This window comes from Halochromatium sp. NSM3, assembly GCF_059621085.1.
Genome location: NZ_JCAQIA010000001.1, coordinates 1 through 16,846, shown reverse-complemented (window position 1 = coordinate 16,846; position 16,846 = coordinate 1). Strand labels below are relative to the sequence as shown.

Sequence of the window (16,846 nt, the reverse complement as noted above, 5' to 3'; positions counted from 1 at the left end):
TCCCTTCCGGCCGCTGTTCCGGCCTCGCCGCAGACGCCCACCACGGTGTTCGCCGACGACTTCGCGCGTCGCCTGCTCGCCTGGTTCGATCGCCACGGTCGCCACGATCTGCCCTGGCAGCGCGAGGCGACGCCCTATCGGGTCTGGGTCTCGGAGATCATGCTGCAACAGACCCAGGTGGCGGTGGTGGTGCCCTATTTCGAGCGTTTTATGGCACGCTTCCCGGATGTGGCCTCACTGGCCGCAGCCGAACTCGACGAGGTGCTGCATCGCTGGTCCGGGCTCGGTTATTACGCCCGCGCGCGGCATCTACATCGCGCCGCGCGCATCATCGTCGCCGACCATCATGGACGCGTCCCGGAACGAATCGAGGCGCTGGAGGCCCTGCCCGGGATCGGTCGCTCCACCGCCGGCGCTATCCTCTCGCTGGCGCTCGGGCAGCATCATCCGATCCTCGACGGCAACTGTAAGCGGGTGCTGGCGCGTTGCTTCGCGGTCTCGGGCTGGCTGGGCAGCAGCGCCGTGCTGGCCAGGCTCTGGGCGCTCGCCGAGGCGTTGACGCCGGCGGCGCGCGTCGGCGCCTTCAATCAGGCGATGATGGATCTCGGCGCGACTCTTTGTACACGCGCTAAACCGGCCTGCCATGCTTGTCCCTTGGCCGAGCATTGCCAAGCGTTGGCGCTAGATGCGGTCGGCGCCTATCCGGCCCCGAAGCCGCGCAAGCAGGCACCGCTGCGCGCGGTGCAACTGCTGCTGATTCGCGACCCCGGTGCTCGGCTGCTCTTGCAGCGGCGGCCGCCGGCCGGGATCTGGGGTGGACTTTGGACGCCACCCGAGATCGACCTCGAGGAGACGGCCGAGGCATGGTGTCGCGCGCGCCTGGATGCCTCGGTGCTGCACCTTGAAAAGCGCCCATCGCGCCGACATACCTTCAGCCACTTCCAGCTCGAGATGCGCCCGGTCCAGGTACGGCTCGCAACGGAGCCGACGCGGGTCGCTGACGAGGCCGCGATGACCTGGATCGAGCCGGCCGCGCCGGGCGATCTTGGGTTGCCGGCGCCGATCACTCGTCTGCTCGCCGAGCTGGGAGCCGAGACCGACATTGCACGACAGGAGGAGCCCGGATGAGCCGTATGGTCAATTGTGTGAAGCTCGGCCGCGAGGCCGAAGGGCTGGATCGGCCGCCGTATCCCGGCGCGCTGGGGCAGCGACTCTTCGAGAACGTCTCCAAACCAGCGTGGGCCGATTGGCTCAAGCATCAGACCATGCTCATCAACGAGAATCGTCTGAGCCCGATGGACCCGAAGGCGCGCGCCTTCCTCGAAGAACAGATGGAGAAGTATTTCTTCGGCGAAGGCGCGGCGATGCCGGAGGGCTACGTGCCGCCGAAGCAATAGGCAGCGACCGCGCGCGCGGCTCTCTCAGGCGAAGACGATCGTCTTGTTGCCGTACAACAGCACGCGGTCTTCGAGGTGATAACGCAGGCCGCGCGCCAGCACCGTCTTCTCGACATCCTTGCCAAGTCGGACCATGTCCTCGACCGTGTTGTGATGGCCAACCCGCACCACGTCTTGGTCGATGATCGGCCCGGCATCGAGTTCGCTGGTCACGTAATGGCAGGTCGCGCCGATCAGCTTCACCCCGCGCGCGGAGGCCTGATGATAGGGCCGGGCGCCGACGAACGAGGGCAGGAAGCTGTGATGGATGTTGATGATCCGCCCCGGATAACGCGCGCAGAGATCGGGCGGCAGGATCTGCATGTAGCGCGCCAGCACCACCAGATCGGCTTCGGCCTCCTGGATCGCCGCATTGACGGCGGCGAAGTGCGCGGCCTTGTCGGCCGGATCGACCGGCAGATGTCGATAGGCGATCCCGTGCCAACTGACATAGTCACGCAGATCGGCGTGGTTGGAGATCACGCAGGGAATATCGAAGTCGAGTTCACCGCTGCGCCAGCGGTAGAGCAGGTCGGAGAGGCAGTGCGCCTGCTTGCTGGCCAAGAGCACCACGCGGCGGTTGATGCCCGTGTCGGTGAGGTACCAGTGCATCGCGAACCGTGTGGCGATGGGCTCAAACAACGCGCGCAAGCGCTCCTCGCCGAACGGCAGCGAGGTGGCGCGGACCACATAGCGCATGAAGAACCACTGGCTCTCCGGGTCCGAGTAATGATGCGCCTCGGTGATCCAGCCGCCATGCTGGGCGATGAAATCGCTGACGGCGGCAACGATGCCCACTTGGTCGGGGCAGGACACGATCAGTCGGAAGGAACGCTCCATCGTTTGGGCTCACCTCGTTAAGGTCGTTAAGCGGTCGTTAATCGATATTGCCAAGATGCGCTGCGGCTCAGGCCTGTCTCGAGGCGCTCGTCTGGCGCGTGCGCTCAAAAGAATCGGCCGGGAACCCTTTGTCGGCGAACTCGGCCAGCCACTGCTGGACCTCGGCCTCGGGCGGCTCGGGTTCGCGTGAGAGCACCCAGCCGCGGCGGCGCGACGGCTGCCCGACCAGGGCATACTCGTACTCATCGCCGAGCCCGATCACCCAATAATGGTCCCAGAGCACATGCACGCCGTAGAGCATGCGGAAGCTGATCTCGAAGCGCGCGTTGCTGCCGCGATCGACCACCCGCGCGATGCCTTTTGCGGTACCGATGCCACCATCGGCATGGGTGCAGCGATTGGTGACATAAACGACGCCGTCGTCACCGAGCCGATAATCGGCCTGTACGTCCTGGGTGCAGCGGCGCTGGGTGAAGTAGGGCAGTCTAGCGATCTCGTACCAGCGGCCCATGTAGCGCTTGAGATCGAGATAGGGCACCGTGCTCGGGGCGGTGAGATGGACCCTGGGCTTGCGCAAGCGCGTGCTGACCGTAACCTGGGCGTCGACGTCCTCGCGGTGGCGGCTGCCGGGGGGGGCGGTGTAGATCTCCTCAGCCCAGTCGGAAAACTCTTGAGCACTGCGGTTGCCGCCCCGCTGGGCGGTCTCTGGCTTGGTCGATCGACGGGCGCTGCGGCGCCCGCCGGTCAAGCCGTTACGCACCTTCGGTGGTGGGCGGTCCGTCATGATGGAATCCTGGGAGCGTGGCGGCTTCGGTTTGATGGTGTCTGAGATGCGGTCATGCGAATCCTAGCGGCAGCGCCGGGTGGCGGGGTGGGCACAAGTCATGGCTTGGAGTGAACAGCGGGCGCAGGGAGGGGCTCCGGCCCCTGGTTGCTCAGGACTCGATCCGTGAGTGCCTCAGCCTTAAGCAAAGGTTAGGCCCAAAGGCATCTTAGCCAACCGGTGGTGGATGAAAGGCGCGGGATTCTACCTGGCCGCGCGTTCTGGCGCTGGGGCATCAGTAATCGGGCTCCAAGGCCGGGCGAGCAACGGTTTGTCATTCCGCCACCAAGCGCATGGCGATATGGGCGCTATCACAGGCATAATTCAGCGTTTAGAGACCAAGGTGCGGACAAGCGCGCACCACGAAAGAGCATGCAATACGATACAGACGATCTTCGCATTCGCGCCATCAAACAGGTCATCGCCCCGAAAGACCTGCACGCCGAGTATCCCATCACCCCTGCGGCGGCCACCACGGTCCATGAGACGCGCAAGGCCATCCAACGCATCCTGCACGGCGAGGACGATCGCTTATTGATCGTGGTTGGCCCCTGCTCGGTGCATGATCCGGCCGCAGCGCTCGAGTATGCCCAGCGTCTGAGCGAGGTCCGCGATCAGGTCCGCGATCAGTTGCTGATCGTGATGCGGGTCTACTTCGAGAAGCCGCGCACCACGGTCGGCTGGAAGGGTCTGATCAACGATCCGTACCTCGACGGCAGCTTCGAGATCAACAAGGGCCTGGGCCTGGCGCGCCAGTTGCTCATCGACCTCAACGCCCAGGGCATGCCGGCCGGCACCGAGTTCCTGGACCTGATCAGCCCGCAATACATCGCCGATCTGGTCAGTTGGGGCGCGATCGGCGCGCGTACGACCGAGAGCCAAGGTCACCGCGAGCTGGCCTCGGGCCTGTCCTGTCCGGTCGGCTTTAAAAATGCCACCGATGGCAGCGTCAAGGTGGCGATCGATGCGATCCATGCCGCCGCGCGCCCGCATGTGTTCATGTCGCTGACCAAGGACGGGCACTCGGCGATCTTCACCACCACCGGCAACGAGGATACCCACATCATCCTGCGCGGCGGCAGCCGGCCGAATTACGACACCGAGAGCGTCGACATCGCGGCGACCGCGATCCAGGATTCGGGGCTGGTGCCGAAGATCATGATCGACTTCAGCCATGCCAACAGCCGCAAACAGCCAGACAAGCAGGTGCGGGTCGCCGAGGATGTCGCCGGACAGATCGCGCGCGGCGATGGGCGTATTTACGGCGCCATGATCGAAAGCCATCTCGTCGGTGGTCGCCAAAACCTCACCGTCGCCGGCGAGCTGGTCTATGGCCAGAGCATCACCGATGCCTGTCTGGACTGGGAGCAGACGGCGCCCATGCTGCTGCGCTTGGCGGAGGCCGCCGAGCGGCGTCGCGCCTGCTGCTGCTGATGTTTGGCGCTGACGCCTACCGCTGATGGCCGCCGGCTGACCTCCAGCCTCGGGGAGTGGGTGCGCTACTTCTCGTCGAAGCCCGCCATGTGATACCAACGGCGGGCCTCCTCGGGGTCCTTCTCGACGCCGCGGCCCTCCTCGTACATCATCGCCAAGGTGGTCTGGGAGCCGGCCAGTCCTTGCTCCGCCGCCTTCTTGAACCAGGCCACGGCCTTGCTCGCGTCTTGATCGATGCACTCGCCTTCCATGTACATGAACCCAAGCCCGTGCTGGGCGACGCCGAGCCCGGCCTCGGCTGCGGCGCGCATGTATTTGAAGGCTTGCATGGGATTCTCGAGCATGCCCAGCCCGTTCTGCGCCATGATCGCAACGCGATACTGCGCTTCCGGATCGCCGGCCTCGGCGAGCGGCCCCAGCAGGCCCACCGCACGCGAGAATTGCTTGGATTCAAACGCGGCGATGCCGCTGCTGAGATCCATGTCCTGGTTGGTGAAGGTTTCGCTCATCGGGAGACCTCGTCGGTTTGGAGTGTGCGGGATGGCGGTATTGAGGCGCCGCAATTCGGATTTCAGACAGCCTCTTAGCCGTGATTCATCGGCAGCGCCACGCGCGCTTGCCATAGGCTGAGCAGATCCTCGCTCGCGGCGCCCAAGGCGATGCGTTTATCGAGTGTGAGGGCGGCTTCTGGCGCGTTGCCGCCGGGCGCGTACAATCGGGTCGCGGCGCCCGCCTCCTCGGCAATCAGGCGGCCGGCGGCGTGGTCCCAGAGTCCTTGCCCGCCGTGCAGATAGAGCTGGAAACGGCCGGCGCCGAGCCAACACCATTCCAGCGCGACTGCGCCCAGATTGCGCTGCGAGCGGAAGGAATCAGCACCGAACAGATCCGCCACGCGCGCTTTTGGTAACCGCTTGAAGTCGATCATCGCGAGACAGTCGCCAAGACGCTCGCCGGGGCTGTAGGGTCTGATGGGCTGGCCATCGAGCCGGGCGCCTTGGCCGCGCCGCGCGCTGAAGCATTCGTCGCGTACCGGGTCCAGCACCAGCCCAAGCTCGACCCGGCCGGCCCGCAGCAGGGCCAGCGAGATGCAAAATCCTGGGAAACCACAGGTGAAGTTGCTGGTGCCGTCGAGCGGGTCCAAGCACCAAAGGGCGGCGTCCTGGTCGGCGAGCAGGAGCTGTTGCTCGGCGCTGGACATCTCCTCGCCGAGCAGCGGGATCATCGGCCAGCGTTCGGCGAGCGCCGTCACCAAGCGCTGCTGCACGGCGAGATCGGCGTCGGTGACCAGGCTGCCATCGGCCTTCTCGCGGGCATCTGGATGGGCGAAGCGGGGCATGAGTTCATCGCGCGCAATCTCGCGCAGGAGTGCGCTCAGCGTGGGAATATCGGGGTGTGCGTCGGCTGACATGCGGGTTAGCTCGGCTGTTTGGGCGGTCTCCGAGGAGGACAGATGCACGCGATTCGTCGCAAATCAATCGGGCCGGAGTCGAAATCCATGGTCGAGACGGATCTGATGGCGGCGAACGGCCGGGCGCATTCACCGCCACGGGCATCGCGGTCGAGATCGCAGCCGGCATCGCCACCGGTCCGGCTGCGGGCGCGGCGTGGGTGGTCTAGCCATGTCGCCCAAGCCCTGCTGTTCGCGTTACTGCTGTGGGCGTTGCCGGGCGCCTTGGAGCGGCCATCGGAGCTTGAGCAGCAGTATGCCGCAGCGGCGGCGATCCAAGTCCCGGACGCGGTGCGTTTCGATGCCGCGCGTGCGGCCCTCGACGCCGGCGAGCAGGAGACCTTCGAGCAGTTGACGGCGACGCTCGCAGGCCATCCGCTGCAAGCCGAGCTGCTGCGCGCCGAGTTGCACAAGCGCATCGGTCGCGCCGAGGCGTCCGAGGTGCGGGCCTTCCTGGAACGCTACCCGGGCAGCGTTCCGGCCGAGCGTATCCGGCACCAATGGCTGGCGCGGCTCGCGCGCGAGGGGCGCTGGACGGACTACCTCGAGGACTACGTCGATGATGGCTCGACGCAGCGCGAATGCTGGTATCGACGCGCCCTCCTTGCGACTGAGCGTGAGGTTGGGCGCGAAGCCGGGCGCATGACCGGACGCGTGATCGGGCACGCAGCCGGTCGTGAGGCCAAGGCCTTCGCGGGATTGGCCGAGCTGTATCTGACCGCGCGCTCGCTGCCGGCGGCGTGCGATCCGCTGTTCGCCGCCTGGTACGCCGCCGGCGGGCTCGAGAGCGACCTGGTCTGGGCGCGCGTCGAACGCGCCTTGGCGCACGACAACGCCGGCGTCGCGGCCTATCAGGCACGCTATCTGCCCAGCGCACAGCAGCCCTGGCTCGAGCGGTTGGTGGACGTGCATCGACGCCCGGAACAGTTGCTCGAGGCACCACTCACCGCCGCGCGGATTCCGGACGCGACGCGCCGCCAGCATATCCTGGTGCATGGCCTGCAACGGCTCGCCGAGCGCGCGCCGGAGTGGGCCGAGCTGCTCAGAGCCTCGATCGCGGCGGCCGAGACCCTCCCACCGGCGCTCGCCGAGCGCGCCGACGCTGCCGTCGGCCAGGCGCTGGTGCGGGCCGGGGACGCGCGCGGGCTGGATGCGCTGGCGCGCCTCGAACCGCGTGATGACAATATCGATCTGCAGCTCGCGCGGCTGCAAACGGCCCTGCGCGCCCGCGCCTGGTCGCGGCTCGCCGCCTGGTCGCGCGGATTGCCGGCGACGGCCGACGAACTTGGGAAATGGCGCTACTGGCGCGGTCAGGCCCTGATGCGGGTCGCGACTAGCGCGGCCGAACGCGCGGCGGCCGCGCATGCCTTCGCCTCCACAGCCGGGGAGCGCAGCCTGTGGGGCTTTCTCTCGGCGGAACTGATCGGGCGCCCGTTGGCCCTAGATCACCAGCCGATCCCGGTCGCCGCCGATGCGGTCGAGGCGCTCCTCGCCTCGGAGACGATCGCGCCTATTCAGGCCTTGCAAGTGCTCGGCCGCGATGAGGATGTGGCCCGCGAATGGCGCGCGCTCACGCGCTCGATGTCGCGCGAGCAACGGCTGGCGGCGGCGGCCGCTGCGGCCCGGCTCGGGCTGGTGAACGAGTCGATCCTGACCCTGGCGCGCGCCGCCTACTGGGACGATCTGGAGCTGCGTTTCCCGCTCGCCCATCGGTCGCTGGTGCATGAGGCCGCCGCCGAGCAGGGGCTGCCGTTGGACTGGGTCTACGCGGTCATTCGTCAGGAAAGCGCCTTCGCGCCCGGCGCCGCCTCGCATGCTGGCGCCATCGGCCTGATGCAATTGATGCCGGCCACCGCACGTGAGGTCGCGAGCAAGACTGGCCGCCCGCCCCCGGAGCGACCGGATCTGATCGACCCGGCATTGAACATCGCACTCGGCACGACCTACCTGGCCGAGATGCAGCATCGCTTCAATGGTCATCCGCTGGTCGCTAGCGCCGCTTACAATGCCGGCCCAACGGCGGTGCGCCGCTGGCTGCCGGAGGCGCCGATACCGGGTGCCCTCTGGATGACCGAGATCCCCTATGCCGAGACGCGCCAATACGCGCGTCGCGTCCTGACCTATCGCGTCATCTATCGGCACCGGCTCGGGCTGGAGCCGTTGCGGGTCGGCGCCTTGCTGCGTCCGGTGCCTTGACGCAGCCCTGGTCCGTGACCAGACCCGTGCCCCGGCCCCTGTCCTGAGCGGGAGACGCTGATCGATCCTTCACGGCTCTGTTATCCTGAACCCCCACGGGGTCTTACCCTCGTCGCCACGCGCTCTTTTCCCACTTCCCCCTGCTAACTGCTCCCCTCTATCGCTGCAGCCTCATGCGTTTTTCTCTCCTCATCGCCGTCGTGCTGAGCCTGTCGGCCCTCGTTCCCGCACCCGCCACCGCTGGCGACGCGGCCGATGCCATGGCCCAGGCGATGGCGCGGATGATGGAGGCGATGGGACTCTTCGATAGCGATGGCGATGCGCCCGCCTCGTCCATGCCCTCGATGATGCCGGGCATGAGCCCGTTCGGTGGTGGCCAGATGCCCTGGAGCCAGATGCCAGGCTACAACAGCTTCGCCGATCCGATCACCGCCTTCGGCATGCACGGCATGACGGACGCCCTCGCCGCGAACGGAGGCTGGCCGTGGGCCAGCAGCGGCAGCCGACTGGATGGGATTTGGGAGGGGCGCGACGGTGGGCTGATGATCCTGCGCCAACCGCGCTTTCGGTTGCATGCGGCTCAGGGTGGGCATATCGAGGGCCTGTTCCAGCGCCGTGGTGAGCGCATCGCCTTCTACGAGCCCACCACCGAGAGTGTGCGCGCCTATGAGCTGGCCGAACAGCAAGGGCGTTTGGTGATGCGCGATGCCGCTGGCAACACCTATCTCTATCGGCGGCTTTGGCTCGAGGCACCGAGCTGGGATCTGCCCCGGAGCGGCAGCGGGAACTGAACTCAGCCGACGAGCAAGCCGAGGCCGACCAGGATCAGCAGGCCCGCGAAGAGGCGTTTCAAGGTCGCGGTGGGCAGATGATGCGCTAGGCGCGCGCCGAGAGAGGCGCACGGCATGCTGGTGCTGACGATGGCGAGCGCCGCCGGCCAGTAGACGAAGCCGAGGCTGTGTGCGAGCAGGCCGCTCTGCTGCCAGCCCGAGAGCACGAAGCCCAGTGTGCCGGCGGCTGCGATCGGCACGCCGCAGGCGCTGGCGGTGCCGATGGCGTGGCGCATGGCGACCCCGTGACGGGCGAGAAAGGGCACCACCAGAATCCCTCCGCCGACGCCGAGCAGGGCGGACAAGGTTCCGAAGCCAAGGCCGGCGCCGAGCAGTCGTGTCGATCCCGGTCGCAGACGCGGGCGCGGCGTAGCCGGGCGCAAGAGCATGCGCAGCCCGGCATAGAGCAGGAAGCCGGCGAACAGACGCTGCAACCAGAGTGGGGCGATCCAGGCGCCGGCGAACGCCCCGAAACCGGCGCCGAGCAAGAGCCCGGTGCCAAGCCAACGAAACAGGCTCCAGTCGACGGCGCCGCGCCGATGATGGGAATAGGCCGAGATCGAGCCGGTGGCGATAATGGTCGCCAAGGAGGTCGCGACGGCTTGATGCGGCGCCCAGTCGCCGTGCAACGGCAGCCAGGCGAAGAGGGCGAGCAGCGCCGGCACGATGATCGCCCCGCCACCGACCCCGAACAGCCCGGCGAGGAGGCCGGCGAGCGCGCCAGTGGCCACGTAAGCGATGAGAGCGAGGGGAGTCAATGGTGCTCGGTGCGTGTCGGTTTGAGGGGGTGAGGCATGAGGGTCGATTCGATGATGAGCGCGTGTTTGGGCGATGAGTGCCGCAGATGAGCGGGAGCGAGAGGACGAAGGCAACGAGACAGGCTGGCGATCTCATCTCGACCGGCCTAGACGGCTTGGACCGTGTGCTCGATGGTCTGCGCCTGGGCGACAATGTCGTCTGGCGCGTGGATGATATCGAGGATTATCGCCACTTTGTTCCGCCCTTCGTCACCGCTGCTGCGGCCCAGGGGCGTGCGGTCATCTATGTCCGCTTCGGGCGCCATGCGCCGCTGATCGCGCCGGGGCCCTCGGTGCGGCGCGTGCGCGTCGATGCCCTGCAGGGCTTCGAGGCCTTCACGCGCCATGTCTATCAGCTGATCGCCGATCACGGCCAGGGCGCGTTTTACGTCTTCGATTGCCTGTCCGATCTGCTCTCGGCCTGGGCCACCGATCTAATGGTCGGCAACCTGTTTCGGGTGGTCTGCCCCTATCTATACGAACTCGACACCGTTGCCTACTTCGGGCTGCTGTCGCAGGCGCATTCGCACCGCACCATGGCGCGCATCCGCGACACCACTCAGGTGCTGATCGATGTGCGCCATGCCGACAACGCGCGCTATCTGCAGCCGGTCAAGGTCAGCGGCCGGCAATCGCCGACCATGTTCCTGCCGCACACCCACCACAACGGCGACTTCACGCCCGTTGCCGACAGCACAGCGGCGACGCGCTTGCAGGCGGCGTTGCTGCGGCGCGACAGCGAAAGCGCCTGTCAGATGGATTATTGGGACCGGCTGTTTCTGGAAGCCTCGGAACTCGCCGCGCGCGAGGCGCCGCGCGCACAACGCGCGCAGGTGCTCGACCGGCTCTATCGGGTGCTCATCAGCCGCGACGAGCAGGTGCTTGACCTGGCCCGGCGGCATCTCGATCTGCAGGATCTGGTCGCCATCCGCGGGCGCATGATCGGCAGCGGCTTTATCGGCGGCAAGGCCGTCGGCATGTTGCTCGCGCGGCGTATCCTCGAGCGCGATGATCCGGCGTTCTGGGCGCCCATTCTGGAACCGCATGATTCCTTCTACCTCGGTTCCGATGTCTACTACTCCTACCTGGTACACAACGGCTGGTGGACGCGCTTGATGCGCCAGCGCACGCCGGAGGGTTATTTCGCGGAGGCGGAGACCCTGCACGCCGATCTGCGGCAAGGCGAATTGCCCGAGGAGGTGCGCCTGGATCTCGAGCGCATGCTCGATCACTTTGGGCAGTATCCGATCCTGGTGCGCTCGAGCAGCCTGCTGGAAGACGGCTTCGGCAACGCCTTCGCCGGCAAGTACGAGAGTGTCTTCTGCGTCAACCAGGGCTCGCCGGACCAGCGCCTCGAGCAGTTGGAGGCGGCGATCCGCCAGGTGTTCGCCAGCACCATGAGCAACGATGCCCTAGTCTACCGCCGCCAGCGTGGTCTGGAGGCGCGCGAGGAGCCGATGGCGCTGCTGCTGCAGCGGGTCAACGGGCGCTATCACGGGCGCTATTATCTGCCCGATTGCGCCGGGGTCGGGGTCTCGCGCAACCTCTTCGTCTGGGAGCCCGATCTGGATCCGGCGGCGGGCATGCTGCGGCTGGTGGTGGGCCTGGGAACCCGTGCCGTGGACCGCATCGAGGGCGACCACGCGCGCGTCGTCGCGCTCGATCAGCCACGCCGGCAGCCGTTTCGCGATTCCAATGATCCAGGGCAGTTCTCCCAGCACGATGTCGATGTGCTGGACATCAGCGATAACCGGCTGCGGACGCTCTCGGTGCGCGAACTCGCGGTGCTGGCGCCGCACTGGCCCCTGTCCTGGTGCGCCGAACTCGACCGCGAGGCGAGCGAACGGGCGCGGGCGCGCGGTGGCGCGCCAGTCTGGCGCGTGACCTTCACACCCCTGCTCGAGCGCACCGCTTTCGGCGCGGTGCTGCGGCGCATGCTGCAAACGCTGGAGGCGGCCTACGCCTACCCGGTCGATATCGAGTTCACCGCGCACCTGGCCGCAGATGGCACGCCGAGCTTCAGTCTCGTGCAGTGCCGCCCGTTGCAAACCCTGGGGCCGACACAACGGGTGGAGTTGCCCGAGACGGTTGCCGAGCAGCGGTTGTTCTTCGCCACTTGCGGGCATTTCATGGGCGGGAATATCGATCGGCCGATCAGCCGCGTGATCCGCGTCGATGGCCGCCGCTATGGGGCCTTGTCCCGGACGCAAAAGTACGCGGTCGGGCGGCTCGTCGGTGACGTCAACCGCGCCCTCGCCGAGCGCGACGAGTGCCCGACCTTGCTGATCGGCCCGGGCCGTTGGGGGACCAGCAGCCCCGAGCTGGGGGTGCCGATCCGCTTTGCCGACATCAACCGCATGGCGGTGATCGCCGAGGTCGCCGAGATCGGCGCCGGCATGACCCCCGATCTGTCCTTCGGCTCGCACTTCTTCCAGGACCTGGTCGAGTCCGGCATCGCCTATGTCGCCCTGTTTCCGCGCCTACCCGGTCATCACTACCATCCAGACTGGCTCGAGCGCCTGCCCGCTGCGACACGCATCGCCGCGCCCGCCGAGACCGATCCCGAGGTGGCGGCGAGCGTCAGCGTGGTCGACGTGCGCGCCACCGGCCTGCGCCTGAGCGCCGATGTGGTGCAGCAGCGCTTGCTGTGCTATCAGCCGGTCGAGCCGTAAATCACTCCCCTCAGATCAGCCCCATCGCCACCATCGCGCGGCCGACCTTCAGGAAGCCGGCGATATTGGCGCCCACCACATAGTTGCCCGGCTGGCCGAACTGGTCGGCGATCTCGAAGCAGGTACTGTGGATGCTGGTCATAATCTCGCGCAGGCGGGCCTCGGTGTACTCGAAGGACCAGGAATCGCGGCTGGCGTTCTGCTGCATTTCCAGGGCGCTGGTGGCGACCCCGCCGGCGTTCGCCGCCTTGCCTGGAGCGAAGGCGACACCGGCCTCGAAGAAGCGCTGGATGGCCTCGGGCGTGGTCGGCATGTTGGCGCCCTCGGCGACCGCGATGCAGCCATTGGCCACCAACGTGCGCGCATCCTTGTCGGTGAGTTCGTTCTGGGTCGCGCAGGGCAGCGCGAGCGCGCAGGGAATGTCCCAGATGCTGCCGTTCTCGGTATACAGGCTGTCCGGCTTGCGCTCGGCATAGACCTTGATGCGGCGGCGTTCGATCTCCTTGATCTCCTTGAGCAGTTCCAGATCGATGCCGCCCTCGTCGAGGATCACGCCGTTGGAGTCAGAGCAGGCGATGACCTGGCCGCCGAGTTCCTGGATCTTCTCGATGGCGTGGATGGCGACATTGCCGGAACCGGAGACGACGCAGGTCTTGCCGTCGAGCGCGTCGGCGCGCACCTTCAGCATCTCCTCGAGGAAGAACACCACCCCGTAGCCGGTCGCCTCGGTGCGCGCGCGGCTGCCGCCCCAGTCCAAGCCCTTGCCGGTCAGGACGCCCGATTCATAGCGGTTGGTGATGCGCTTGTATTGGCCGAACAGATAACCGATCTCGCGTTGACCGACGCCGATATCGCCGGCCGGGACATCGGTGTTCTCGCCGAGATAGCGGTACAGCTCGGTCATCAGGCTCTGGCAGAAGCGCATGATCTCGGCGTCGGAACGACCCTTGGGATCGAAGTCGCTGCCGCCCTTGCCGCCGCCGATCGGCAGGCCGGTCAAGGCGTTTTTGAAGATCTGCTCGAAGCCGAGGAACTTGATGATGCCGAGATACACCGAGGGGTGAAAGCGCATCCCGCCCTTGTAAGGCCCGAGCGCACTGTTGAACTCGACGCGAAAGGCGCGGTTGATGTGGACGACGCCCTGATCGTCCTGCCAGGGCACGCGGAAGATGATTTGGCGCTCGGGTTCGCAGATGCGCTGGATGATCTTGTGTTCGGCGAACTCGGGGTATTTCACCAGCACCGGGCCGAGCGATTCGAGCACCTCGCGCACGGCCTGGTGGAACTCGGTCTCGCCGGGGTTGCGGTGCAGGACATCCTGATAAATGGGTTCGAGTTTTTCGTCTAGACCTACTGCCATGCTGTCATCTCTCCAGATACGTCGGGTCGAGCCCGGATGCCGGGCGGTGACCTCTATGTGCCGCGCCGGAGCCGAGCCGGGGCGCTGGATCAAGCCCAGATAGACGTTCATAATGCATGATTTTCACCGTTCGGGGTGCCGATGCCCCTGCTTGAGCCTTAGGGACAGTGTGGATGAGCGCGAAAACAGTCTGTATTCTCGGCGGTACCGGTTTCGTCGGGCAGCACCTGCTCGGCCGTCTCGGTCGGGCCGGCTGGCATTGCCTGGTACCGACGCGGCGGCCGCATCGCCACCGCGATCTGAAGCTGCTCGAGCAGCTGACCCTAGAGCCCGTCACGGCCTTGGATCGGGTCACGCTCGATGAACTCCTGCCGGGCTGCACGGCGGTCGTGAACCTGATCGGCATCCTCAACGAGGACGGCCGCTCGACCTTCGAGCGGGTGCATGTCGAGCTGGTGCGCGAGCTGACTGCAGCGGCCGCCGCAGCCGGTGTGCCACGCCTGATCCAGATGAGCGCGTTGAACGCCGACGCCGCGCGCGGTGCCAGCGCCTATCTGCGCTCCAAGGGCGCGGGCGAGGAGCTGGCGCATCGGGCCGAGGGCTTGCAGGTCACCAGCGTGCGCCCATCGGTGATCTTCGGTCGCGGCGACAGCTTCTTCAATCGCTTCGCGTCCTTATTGGAGCTGGCGCCGGGAATCTTCCCGCTGGCCTGCCCGCAGGCGCGCTTCGCACCGGTGTGGGTGGGCGATGTCTGCGAGGCTATCGCCCGCGCGTTGGATGATCCGCAAACCATCGGCCAGCGTTACGACCTCTGTGGCCCCCGGGTCTTCAGTCTCGAGGAATTAGTGGAACAGACCGCGCATTGGATCGACCGGCGGCGTCTGCTGATCGGCCTCAACGATCGCGCCTCGCGCTGGCAGGCCCAGTTGTTCGAGCGCCTGCCCAGCAAGCCGTTCACGATGGACAATTACCAGTCGATGCAGATCCCGAGTACCTGCGGCAAGCACGCTGGATTGCTCGAGCTGGGTATCCATCCGAGCGACATCGAGACCATCGTGCCGACCTATCTGCGCTGAGGCCGAGGCCGCTTCGGCGCGCTTGGGCGCGCACGGCGGTGCTCGCACTCAGAGCCGGTCACTCAGGTCGCGGACCGCGAAGCCGCTGAGTTCGAGGTTGTCGAGCCCCGTCGAGAGTCCCAGCACCTGGAAGCGCTCGCCCATCAGGCTCGGCAACAGCAGCTGCTTGGCGCCGGCGGTCAGCGCCAGCATCGCCATCGGGTTCTGGGCGCCGGCCTCGGCGATCAGAGCATCGATGCCGCAGCCGATGAGGAAGTTGGCTTGGGTCGTATAGCCGGCGAGCCGCAGCCCGGCGGCGCGGCCGGCCGCCGCTAGGGCGCTGAAATCGACATGCGCGGTGATATCCTGCAGGCCCAGATCGCGATAGGGATCGCTGTGCGCGCGATGGCGACTGTGACACATCAGGGTGCCCTGGTCACGCTCATCGAGGTAGAACTCGGCGCGCGGGTAGCCATAGTCGATCACCAGCAGCAGGCCGGCGGTGAGCCGGGCGCTAAGGGCCTGGACCCAGGGCGCGAGCCGCAGGTTGACCTCGGAGCGATAGCCCGGCCGGGTGGCGACACCGGCGGCGTGCAGCGTGGCGACGGCCTCGCGCAACGCGGGCGCGGCGGGTTCCGCGAGCACCTCGATGAAACGCTCGCCCTCGCTGCCGACGCAGATCTCCTGGATCTGGCCGTGTGCGCCGATCTGGAAACGATGCACCGGCATCGCGTCTAGCACCTCGTTGGCGAGGATGACGCCCTGGAACGATGCCGGCAGGCGTTCGAGCCAGTGGCAACGCGCGAACAGCTCGGGCACACGGTCGCTGAGGGTGCGACGCTGCCGCTCGGCCAAATCTGGGCTCGGCTCCAGGATCAGATAGCGCCTCGGCAGTGGTCCGTCTGCGGCCAGGGCGGTCAGGATCTCGGCCGCGAGGGCGCCGCTGCCGGCGCCGAATTCGAGCAGGTCGCCGCCGTCTTCGGTCCTGGATTCGAGGGCGCGCAAGCCCTCGCGGCAGGCGACGGCGAGCGCGCGCCCGAACAGCGGCGAGATCTCCGGGGCGGTGACAAAATCACCCGTCGCCCCCAGCTTCGGGGCGCCGGCGACGTAATAGCCGAGCCCCGGCGCGTAGAGCGCCAGGTCCATGAAGCGGTCGAACGCCAGCCGACCGCCGGCGGCGTCGATCTCGCGGCGGATCAGGGCTTCGAGGGCCGCGCGTTGGGTGTGGGCCGGATCGGAAACGTCCATCATCATCTCAAGACAGTCATCATCACTCATTTACGGGACCGCCGGAGACGCCTTGTGACCGCTCAAACGACTTCGCCCTCAACCCCCCCGACATCCGCCTCGCTCAGCGGCAAGGTCGCGCTGATCACTGGCGCGGCGCAGCGCATCGGCGCGTGCATTGCACGCCTGTTACACGCCGAGGGCGCCGATCTGGCGCTGCACTATTATCGCTCGCGCGAGGCCGCCGAAGCCTTGCAGAAGGAACTACAGGCTCAGCGCCAGGGCTCGGTGCAGTTAGTGCAAGCGAATCTTTGCGACATCCCGCGCCTGCCGGCACTACTCGACGAGGTCGAAGCCTATCATGGGCGCCTGGATCTGCTGGTCAACAATGCCTCCAGCTTCTACCCGACGCCGGTCGACGACGCCACCGAGGCACAATGGGACGAGCTGCTAGGCTCCAATCTGAAGGGGCCCTTTTTTCTCGCCCGCGCCGCCGCCCGGCTGCTGCGCGCGAGCCATGGGGCCGTGGTTAATCTGGTCGATATCCACGCCCAGCGCCCGCTCAAGGCGCATCCGATCTATTCGATCGCCAAGGCTGGTAATGCGATGATGGTGAAGACACTGGCGCGCGAGCTTGGCCCCGAGGTGCGGGTTAACGGCGTCTCGCCCGGCGCCATCCTCTGGCCGGAGCAGGGGCTGTCCGACGCGGCCAAGGATGAGATCCTTGGG

15 protein-coding genes are annotated in these 16,846 nt (G+C 66.9%); 8 read left to right on the top strand and 7 right to left on the bottom strand.

The window, feature by feature from the left end:
- The first annotated feature begins 45 nt into the window (after window positions 1–45).
- Together mutY and AC54T3_RS00070 are read left to right on the top strand one after the other, a co-directional pair.
- On the top strand, window positions 46–1,128 hold the full coding sequence (mutY, locus tag AC54T3_RS00075; RefSeq protein ID WP_496621443.1) for an A/G-specific adenine glycosylase: 1,083 nt from the start codon (window positions 46–48) through the stop codon (window positions 1,126–1,128).
- On the top strand, window positions 1,125–1,397 hold the full coding sequence (locus AC54T3_RS00070) for an oxidative damage protection protein (protein ID WP_496621442.1): 273 nt from the start codon (window positions 1,125–1,127) through the stop codon (window positions 1,395–1,397). The genes mutY and AC54T3_RS00070 overlap by 4 nt, the downstream gene beginning before the upstream one ends.
- A 24-nt stretch (window positions 1,398–1,421) precedes the next feature.
- Here AC54T3_RS00070 and purU read toward each other — a convergent pair whose 3' ends face one another.
- Together purU and AC54T3_RS00060 are read right to left on the bottom strand one after the other, a co-directional pair.
- Entirely contained in the window at window positions 1,422–2,276 is an 855-nt protein-coding gene (gene purU / locus AC54T3_RS00065) for a formyltetrahydrofolate deformylase (protein WP_496621441.1), read from the bottom strand.
- Window positions 2,277–2,343: 67 nt separating this feature from the next.
- Window positions 2,344–3,060: a lipocalin family protein gene (locus AC54T3_RS00060; RefSeq protein WP_496621440.1), complete on the bottom strand. Its 717-nt coding sequence runs from the start codon at window positions 3,058–3,060 to the stop codon at window positions 2,344–2,346.
- Window positions 3,061–3,471: 411 nt separating this feature from the next.
- Between AC54T3_RS00060 and AC54T3_RS00055 the strand changes: the two genes are divergently transcribed.
- Window positions 3,472–4,533 (top strand): 3-deoxy-7-phosphoheptulonate synthase, encoded by a 1,062-nt coding sequence (locus AC54T3_RS00055; RefSeq protein WP_496621439.1) that lies wholly within the window; start codon window positions 3,472–3,474, stop codon window positions 4,531–4,533.
- Between the two features lie 65 nt (window positions 4,534–4,598).
- Here AC54T3_RS00055 and AC54T3_RS00050 read toward each other — a convergent pair whose 3' ends face one another.
- Both AC54T3_RS00050 and AC54T3_RS00045 read right to left on the bottom strand, forming a co-directional pair.
- On the bottom strand, window positions 4,599–5,042 hold the full coding sequence (locus tag AC54T3_RS00050) for a tetratricopeptide repeat protein (RefSeq protein WP_496621438.1): 444 nt from the start codon (window positions 5,040–5,042) through the stop codon (window positions 4,599–4,601).
- Between the two features lie 74 nt (window positions 5,043–5,116).
- A complete protein-coding gene (locus AC54T3_RS00045) occupies window positions 5,117–5,941 on the bottom strand; it encodes an inositol monophosphatase family protein (RefSeq protein WP_496621437.1) in 825 nt (274 codons plus the stop codon).
- Window positions 5,942–6,028: 87 nt separating this feature from the next.
- Between AC54T3_RS00045 and AC54T3_RS00040 the strand changes: the two genes are divergently transcribed.
- Window positions 6,029–8,176 (top strand): lytic transglycosylase domain-containing protein, encoded by a 2,148-nt coding sequence (locus AC54T3_RS00040; RefSeq protein WP_496621436.1) that lies wholly within the window; start codon window positions 6,029–6,031, stop codon window positions 8,174–8,176.
- Window positions 8,177–8,349: 173 nt separating this feature from the next.
- Window positions 8,350–8,967 (top strand): hypothetical protein, encoded by a 618-nt coding sequence (locus tag AC54T3_RS00035; RefSeq protein ID WP_496621435.1) that lies wholly within the window; start codon window positions 8,350–8,352, stop codon window positions 8,965–8,967.
- Between the two features lie 2 nt (window positions 8,968–8,969).
- On the opposite strand, the gene AC54T3_RS00030 is transcribed toward AC54T3_RS00035, so the two are convergent.
- Window positions 8,970–9,764 carry a sulfite exporter TauE/SafE family protein gene (locus tag AC54T3_RS00030; protein WP_496621434.1) on the bottom strand — a complete coding sequence of 265 codons (795 nt, stop codon included), beginning with the start codon at window positions 9,762–9,764 and terminating at the stop codon, window positions 8,970–8,972.
- An 86-nt stretch (window positions 9,765–9,850) separates the two neighbouring features.
- Between AC54T3_RS00030 and AC54T3_RS00025 the strand changes: the two genes are divergently transcribed.
- Window positions 9,851–12,475: a PEP/pyruvate-binding domain-containing protein gene (locus AC54T3_RS00025; protein WP_496621433.1), complete on the top strand. Its 2,625-nt coding sequence runs from the start codon at window positions 9,851–9,853 to the stop codon at window positions 12,473–12,475.
- Window positions 12,476–12,485: 10 nt separating this feature from the next.
- Here the strand turns inward: AC54T3_RS00025 and gdhA are convergent, their stop codons facing one another.
- Window positions 12,486–13,835 carry an NADP-specific glutamate dehydrogenase gene (gene gdhA / locus AC54T3_RS00020; RefSeq protein WP_496621432.1) on the bottom strand — a complete coding sequence of 450 codons (1,350 nt, stop codon included), beginning with the start codon at window positions 13,833–13,835 and terminating at the stop codon, window positions 12,486–12,488.
- A 173-nt stretch (window positions 13,836–14,008) separates the two neighbouring features.
- Here gdhA and AC54T3_RS00015 point away from each other — a divergent pair, with 173 nt between their 5' ends.
- Window positions 14,009–14,911 (top strand): complex I NDUFA9 subunit family protein, encoded by a 903-nt coding sequence (locus AC54T3_RS00015; RefSeq protein WP_496621431.1) that lies wholly within the window; start codon window positions 14,009–14,011, stop codon window positions 14,909–14,911.
- Between the two features lie 48 nt (window positions 14,912–14,959).
- Here AC54T3_RS00015 and AC54T3_RS00010 read toward each other — a convergent pair whose 3' ends face one another.
- Window positions 14,960–16,168, bottom strand: coding sequence for a class I SAM-dependent methyltransferase (locus tag AC54T3_RS00010; RefSeq protein WP_496621430.1), 1,209 nt, complete (start codon window positions 16,166–16,168; stop codon window positions 14,960–14,962).
- 24 nt (window positions 16,169–16,192) lie between these two features.
- Here AC54T3_RS00010 and AC54T3_RS00005 point away from each other — a divergent pair.
- A partial coding sequence (locus AC54T3_RS00005) for an SDR family NAD(P)-dependent oxidoreductase (RefSeq protein ID WP_496621429.1) occupies window positions 16,193–16,846 on the top strand: 654 nt, incomplete at its 3' end.